This is a genomic window from Phaeobacter sp., assembly GCF_022825805.1.
GTDB lineage: Bacteria > Pseudomonadota > Alphaproteobacteria > Rhodobacterales > Rhodobacteraceae > Phaeobacter.
In genome coordinates this window covers 69,899-76,009 of sequence record NZ_JAJDWC010000103.1, presented here as the reverse complement: position 1 = coordinate 76,009, position 6,111 = coordinate 69,899, and the positions used below count along the sequence as shown (strand labels likewise).

At 59.3% G+C, this 6,111-nt stretch carries 7 protein-coding genes; 4 read left to right on the top strand and 3 right to left on the bottom strand.

All coding sequences use genetic code 11. The annotated features are described in order from the left end of the window. The first annotated feature begins 204 nt into the window (after positions 1-204). Genes Q0C28_RS11810 through Q0C28_RS11800 form a run of 3 tightly spaced genes read left to right on the top strand, consistent with a single transcriptional unit; the run spans position 205 to position 2,498 of the window. Positions 205-627: a PaaI family thioesterase gene (locus tag Q0C28_RS11810; protein ID WP_293576014.1), complete on the top strand. Its 423-nt coding sequence runs from the start codon at positions 205-207 to the stop codon at positions 625-627. Next, the gene (locus tag Q0C28_RS11805) at positions 624-1,160 is read left to right on the top strand and encodes a PaaI family thioesterase (RefSeq protein ID WP_293576009.1); all 537 of its coding nucleotides are present in this window, start codon (positions 624-626) and stop codon (positions 1,158-1,160) included. The genes Q0C28_RS11810 and Q0C28_RS11805 overlap by 4 nt, the downstream gene beginning before the upstream one ends. A 3-nt stretch (positions 1,161-1,163) precedes the next feature. Continuing rightward, entirely contained in the window at positions 1,164-2,498 is a 1,335-nt protein-coding gene (locus Q0C28_RS11800) for an MATE family efflux transporter (RefSeq protein ID WP_293576008.1), read from the top strand. 81 nt (positions 2,499-2,579) lie between these two features. Here Q0C28_RS11800 and Q0C28_RS11795 read toward each other — a convergent pair whose 3' ends face one another. From Q0C28_RS11795 to Q0C28_RS11785, 3 genes are read right to left on the bottom strand one after another with little or no spacing between them, the layout of a single operon-like run. Next, positions 2,580-2,921: an arsenate reductase family protein gene (locus Q0C28_RS11795; protein WP_293576007.1), complete on the bottom strand. Its 342-nt coding sequence runs from the start codon at positions 2,919-2,921 to the stop codon at positions 2,580-2,582. Next, complete coding sequence (locus Q0C28_RS11790; protein WP_293576006.1) at positions 2,918-3,976, bottom strand: quinone-dependent dihydroorotate dehydrogenase; 1,059 nt, start codon at positions 3,974-3,976, stop codon at positions 2,918-2,920. The genes Q0C28_RS11795 and Q0C28_RS11790 overlap by 4 nt, the downstream gene beginning before the upstream one ends. Continuing rightward, the gene (locus Q0C28_RS11785) at positions 3,973-4,311 is read right to left on the bottom strand and encodes a DUF952 domain-containing protein (protein ID WP_293576013.1); all 339 of its coding nucleotides are present in this window, start codon (positions 4,309-4,311) and stop codon (positions 3,973-3,975) included. Before Q0C28_RS11785 ends, Q0C28_RS11790 begins: the two co-directional genes overlap by 4 nt. Before the next feature lie 153 nt (positions 4,312-4,464). Between Q0C28_RS11785 and Q0C28_RS11780 the strand changes: the two genes are divergently transcribed. After that, a complete protein-coding gene (locus Q0C28_RS11780) occupies positions 4,465-6,048 on the top strand; it encodes a bifunctional metallophosphatase/5'-nucleotidase (RefSeq protein ID WP_293576004.1) in 1,584 nt (527 codons plus the stop codon). The last annotated feature ends 63 nt before the right edge of the window (positions 6,049-6,111 follow it).

Below are 6,111 nucleotides of genomic sequence, written 5' to 3'. Positions count from 1 at the left end.
CCCGCTTCGACGCGTGCGAACGCAGCAGCCCAAATCTCCAGTCGCCTACGGCTCGTTCCGATTTGGGCTGCTGCGGTACTAACTGAAGCGGACAATTGGCATGTTACCTACACCGGACAATTCAGAATGTTCTCGACACCGCTGGGGTTGCTCTTGGGGCAAACTATGGCGGATAAAGAGGAAAACAAGATGGCGGACCGGCTCATGGCGAACAAAAGCGACCTGGCAAGGCAATTCATTGAAGCAATCCCACATGCGCGGGAATTGGGCATGAAAGTGGAGAGTATTAGTGATGGTTCTGCCGAAATATCAATGCCCTACGATGAGAAGTTAATCGGGGATCCTGACACCGGTGTGATCCATGGTGGGGCGGTTTCTGCCCTGATGGACACCTGCTGTGGGGCCGCTGTGATGTGCCATGCCTCAGCGCCCGGCGGGACGGCAACCATCGATCTGCGGATCGATTACATGCGCGCGGCGACACCGGGCCAGACCATTTTGACCCGTGCAACCTGTCACCACATGACTCGTAACGTCGCGTTTGTGCGGGCCGTGGCCATGGATGATGATCAAGACAACCCGGTGGCCACAGCAGTTGGCGCCTTTACAGTGGAGAGCAAGTTTTGAGCCGTCCTCGTCCCGAACCCGTCCAGGTGATCAAACAACGTCGTGATGCAGCGCTTGCAGCTTTGGTCAATTCAGTGCCTTATGCGCGGTTTCTCAACATCACCTTCGACCGCCGCGGCGACGAGCTGACCGCGCAGTTGAATTTTGACGAAAAGCTGATCGGCAATCCATTTTTGCCGGCAATCCATGGTGGCGTCACCGCAGCCTTTCTGGAAGTGACGGCAGTGATGACGCTGACCTGGAGCAGCCTTTGGGCGCAGATCGAAAGCGGCGCGCTCAATGTGGAGGAGTTGGCGGCGGGCAAATTGCCACGGCAACCAAAGACGATCGATTTCACAGTTGATTATCTGCGGTCGGGACTGCCGCGAGATGCCTATGCCCGCGCCACGGTTTCGCGCGCAGGGCGTCGCTATGCGTCAGTTCATGTGGAGGCTTGGCAGGATCATAAATCCAAGCTCTATGCGCAAGCGACCGGTCATTTTCTGATGCCGCAGGCCACCACTGCGGCCGACACTGCCACCGCAGGCGGCTGATCCATGGCCGAGACGCTCCGGTCACCGGAGACGGAGATCAGCCATCGCCGAGTGTTGAAGGTGGCCGTGCCCATCGTCCTGTCCAACGCCACCGTTCCCATATTGGGCGCGGTCGATACGGGTGTGGTCGGACAGATGGGGCAGGCCGCGCCAATCGGAGCCGTCGGGATCGGGGCTGTCATTCTGGCCACGATCTATTGGATCTTTGGCTTTCTGCGGATGGGAACCACCGGGTTGGCGGCACAAGCCAAAGGGGCAGGGGACAACGCTGAAATGGGTGCGATTCTCAGCCGCGGGCTGTTGATTGCCGCCGTGGCGGGCGTCAGCATGATTGTGGCGCAAGGGGGTGTTTTCTGGGCCGCCTTCGCCATTGCGCCCGCCAGCCAGGAGGTCGAAACCCTGGCGCGAGACTATCTGCAGATCCGTATTTGGGGAGCGCCTGCCACCATCGGGCTTTATGCGATCACCGGTTGGCTGATTGCAATTGAACGCACCAGACAGGTGTTTGTGCTCCAGATCTGGATGAATGGTATCAATATCATTTTGGATCTGTCGTTTGTGCTTGGCCTCGGATGGGGCGTTGGCGGTGTCGCCACGGCCACGCTGATTGCCGAATGGAGCGGCTTTGCCCTTGGGCTGTGGTTTTGCCGCGAGGCCTTCGTGGGCAGGCAGCGGCACGATTGGGCTCGCGTGTGGGATCCGCAGCGTTTGCGGCGCATGGCACAGGTCAATGCCGATATCATGATCCGCTCGGTTTTGTTGACCGGATCGTTCACTGCCTTCTTGTTTATCGGTGCAGATCTGGGCGATGTGACCCTTGCGGCCAATCAGGTCTTGCTGCAATTCATTGAAATCACGGCATTTGCGATGGATGGTTTTGCCTTCACGGCAGAGGCTATGGTCGGCAGTGCCCTGGGGGCAAAATCGCGAGCGGATTTCAGGCGCGCCTCCCTGCTGAGCAGCCAATGGGCTGCCGGGACAGCCATTGTTCTTGCGGCGTTTTTTGCGCTGGCAGGTGGCGGGCTGATTGGCCTGATGTCGACCTCCGAAGAGGTGCGAGAGGCGGGGCGGACCTATCTGATCTGGGTCGCGGTTTTGCCTCTGGTCAGTGTCGCGAGCTATATGCTCGATGGGATTTTCATCGGCGCCACCTGGACGCGGGACATGCGCATCGCAATGATACAGTCTGTTAGCCTGTATTGCATAGCTGTTGTCCTGCTGGTCCCACTCTTGGGCAACCATGGTCTATGGGCGGCGCTGATGGTGTTGAATGTCGCACGCGGTGTCACCCTGGGCCTGCGCTATCCACGGCTGGAGGCCTCAATCGGCCGCACTTAATGCGCGGCTGATGATCTATGTGGTCTTTGGGCCTCTTCAGGTCTCTTGGTTTGGTGTCCATCCACCCGGCTAAAGACTGGATCAGAGCAACCGTTTCACCTGTTCGGGCGGCCGACCGATCACCGCAGCCGTCCCAGTGATTGCGATGGGGCGTTGGATCAGGATGGGGTGCGCAGCCATTGCCGCAATCAGAACATCCTCTGGATCGGACAGTGCAAGGCCCAGCTCGGCAAATACCGGCTCGCACGGCCGCAACAGGTCAGTGATCGGCAGGCCACTGCGTTGTTGCACCTGCCGGATTTCCTCCCCCGTTGGGTTATCATCGAGGTAAAGGCGGACCTTATGATCTGCGCTGTGCTCCTCAAGGATCTGCAAACCGGCGCGCGATTTGGAACAACGGGGATTGTGCCAATAGGTGATCACAACCAGGCATCCCGTTTGCTTCCAACCGCATCGGCAACCGAGGCAAACCCATCGCGTGCGAGTAGGTCATCCAACCCGCGGGCAATGTCTCCGGCCAGCGACAGGCCGCCATAGACCAGCGCGGTGTAGAATTGCACCGCAGACGCGCCCGCGCAGATCTTGTCATAGGCTTGTTGCGCAGTGGAGACGCCGCCAACACCAATGATGGGCACCTGACCCTCCAGCAGCGTGGACAGCTTGGCCAGCACCTGGGTCGATTTCTCAAACAAGGGCGCACCGGACAGGCCACCTGCCTCGCCCTTGTGATGGCTGCGCAGCCCCTCACGTGACAGGGTTGTGTTGGTTGCGATCACCGCATCAATCCCGCAGGCCACCGCAACCTCGGCAATGTCTTGCAGACCTGCCTGATCCAGATCAGGTGCGATTTTCAGGAACACGGGGATTGGCTGGGCCAGGGTGTTCCGGGTTTCGATGACGCCCGTCAACAGCGCAGAGAGCGCGGCTTTGCCCTGCAGATCGCGCAGTTTCTCCGTATTGGGGGAGGAGACATTGACGGTTGCAAAATCGAGATGCTCACCGCAATGGGCAAGTACGGTCGCAAAATCGCCAGCTCTGTCGGTGCTGTCCTTGTTGGCACCGAGGTTCAGCCCGACCACGGCGTTTCGCGGCCGGTTGGCCAGCCGTGCGGCGATGACATCCATACCCTCGTTGTTGAAGCCGAACCGGTTGATCGCTGCTTTGTCTTCTTGCAGGCGGAACAATCGGGGCTTGGGGTTTCCGGGTTGCGGTTTGGGCGTGGCGGCACCGACTTCGATAAACCCAAAACCCGCAGCGCTCAGGGCGGGGATGGCTTCTGCGTTTTTGTCAAAGCCTGCGGCCAAGCCCACCGGGTTCGGCAGTTCAAGCCCCGCGATCGTGGTTTTCAGCCGGGCAGAGGTCACTGGTCCGGTTTTTGGTGTCAGGCACAAGCGGAGCGCCTTGATCGACAGGCCATGTGCAGTTTCGGGGTCAAACTGATGCAGCGCCGCAAGACCCAGGCGCTCCAACAGCGTCACGCCATGTCCTCCGGAAAGACATGCCCCTGATCCGAAAGCGGCAGCTCCTTGGCCCAAACCACATCAGACAGGTGCATCTTGCGGTACAGGTGCGGGAAATCTGCGCCACAACGGGACACCTCCCAGCGCAGATCCTGGCCAAGGCTGTCGGCATCAACGGCAATCAGCCAGAGGCCCTGCGCACCAGCAAAGTGCTTGGCGGCGGTTTCTGCGGCCTGGGTCGCGGTGGAGAAATGAATGTAACCGTCTGTCAGGTCGATAGGAGCGCCCAAAGTCTCCCCATCTGCCTGAAGCTTGGCCCATTCGTCGGAGCGGAAAATCTTGTAGATCAGCATATGCGCGGTGATGCCCTGCCGCCTCGTCGCAATCAAGTGCCAATATCGGTCGATCTGCCGCAAAGGCAGGGTGGAAAGCCACTTTTCCCCTTTGACTGTTTCACCGTTTGCGAGCACCATTCGCACAATCGAAAACAAGGGGAGTCTTTTCTCATGCTCACACGTCTTATGACGTCTGCTGCCGTACTTGGCCTGACCGCGGGCGCGGCCGCTGCCGACTATAAGCTGACCGTTCTGCACACCAACGACATCCACAGCCGCATTGAATCGATCAACAAATACGATTCGACCTGCAACGCCGAGGGCGAAGCCGAAGGGAAGTGCTTTGGTGGCGTTGCGCGGATCAAATCCGCTGTCGACGGCAAACGGGCCGCGATGGAAGGTGAAAATCTGATCGTGCTGGACGCGGGCGATCCGTTCCAGGGTTCGCTGTTTTACACCACCTATAAAGGTGCTGCCGAAGCGGAGTTCATGCAGGCCATCGGTTATGACGCCATGGCAGTTGGCAACCATGAATTTGATGACGGCCCAGAGGGGCTTGCCGGATTTATCGATGCTGTCGATTTCCCGGTCGTCTCCGGCAACCTCGATCTGAGCGCAGAAGCCAGCCTGAACGGCAAGGTCGCCAATCATGTGATCCTCGAAGTCGGTGGTGAGCGTATCGGTATCGTCTCTGCTTTGGCGACCGACACGGTTGATACCTCTTCTCCCGGCCCCAATGTGGTGTTCCAGGACGAAATTCAGAGCCTGCAAGCAGATGTGGATGCGCTGACGGCCGAAGGTGTCAACAAGATCATCGCGCTGACCCATGTTGGTCTGGCCAAGGATCTGGAAATCGCGGCACAGGTCAAAGGTTTGGACCTGGTTGTTGGCGGTCACTCCCACACCTTGCTTTCGAACACCAGTGACCGGGCCGCGGGCGCCTATCCGACTATGGTTGGTGATGTGCCGGTTGTGCAGGCTTATGCCTACTCCAAATACCTCGGCGAAGTGACGCTGACCTTCGATGATAATGGCAATGTGCTCTCTGCCATGGGCGAGCCGATCCTGCTGGATGCCTCTGTGACGCCGGATGCTGCGATTGCGGCTCGGGTGGCAGAAATGGGCGCTCCGATCGAAGAGATGAAGCAGCGTGTTGTCGCTGAAACCGCGGATGCGGTGGAAGGCGCACGTGAGGTTTGCCGGGCCACGGAATGCGCCATGGGCAATCTGGTTGCGGACGCCATGCTGGATCGGGTGAAGGATCAGGGCATCACGATTGCGATCCAGAATGGCGGCGGTCTGCGCGCGTCTATCGACGCGGGCGAAGTCACCATGGGTGAGGTTCTGACTGTTCTGCCATTCCAGAACACCTTGTCGACTTTCCAGATCACCGGTGAAACCGTGATCGCGGCGCTTGAGAATGGCGTAAGCCAGGTGGAAGAGGCCAAGGGCCGTTTCCCCCAGGTCGCGGGGCTCCAGTTCACCTGGGACCAGTCGGTCGCGCCGAATGAAGGCCGCGTGAAAGACGTCATGGTGATGGACGGCGGCGCCTGGGTGCCAATCGATCCCGCCAAAACCTACGGCGTGGTCACCAACAACTACGTGCGCAATGGCGGCGACGGCTACAAGATGTTCGCAGGCGACGACAAGAGCGCCTATGACTTCGGTCCTGACCTCGCAGATGTTGTTGCTGAATACCTGGCGGAGCAGGGCCCCTACAGCCCCTACACCGATGGTCGCATCAGCAAGAAGTAAACTGGCTGTTCATCGCTGACATCTTTGGCCGCGCCCGATCTCTGGGTGCGGCCTTTGTTTTTT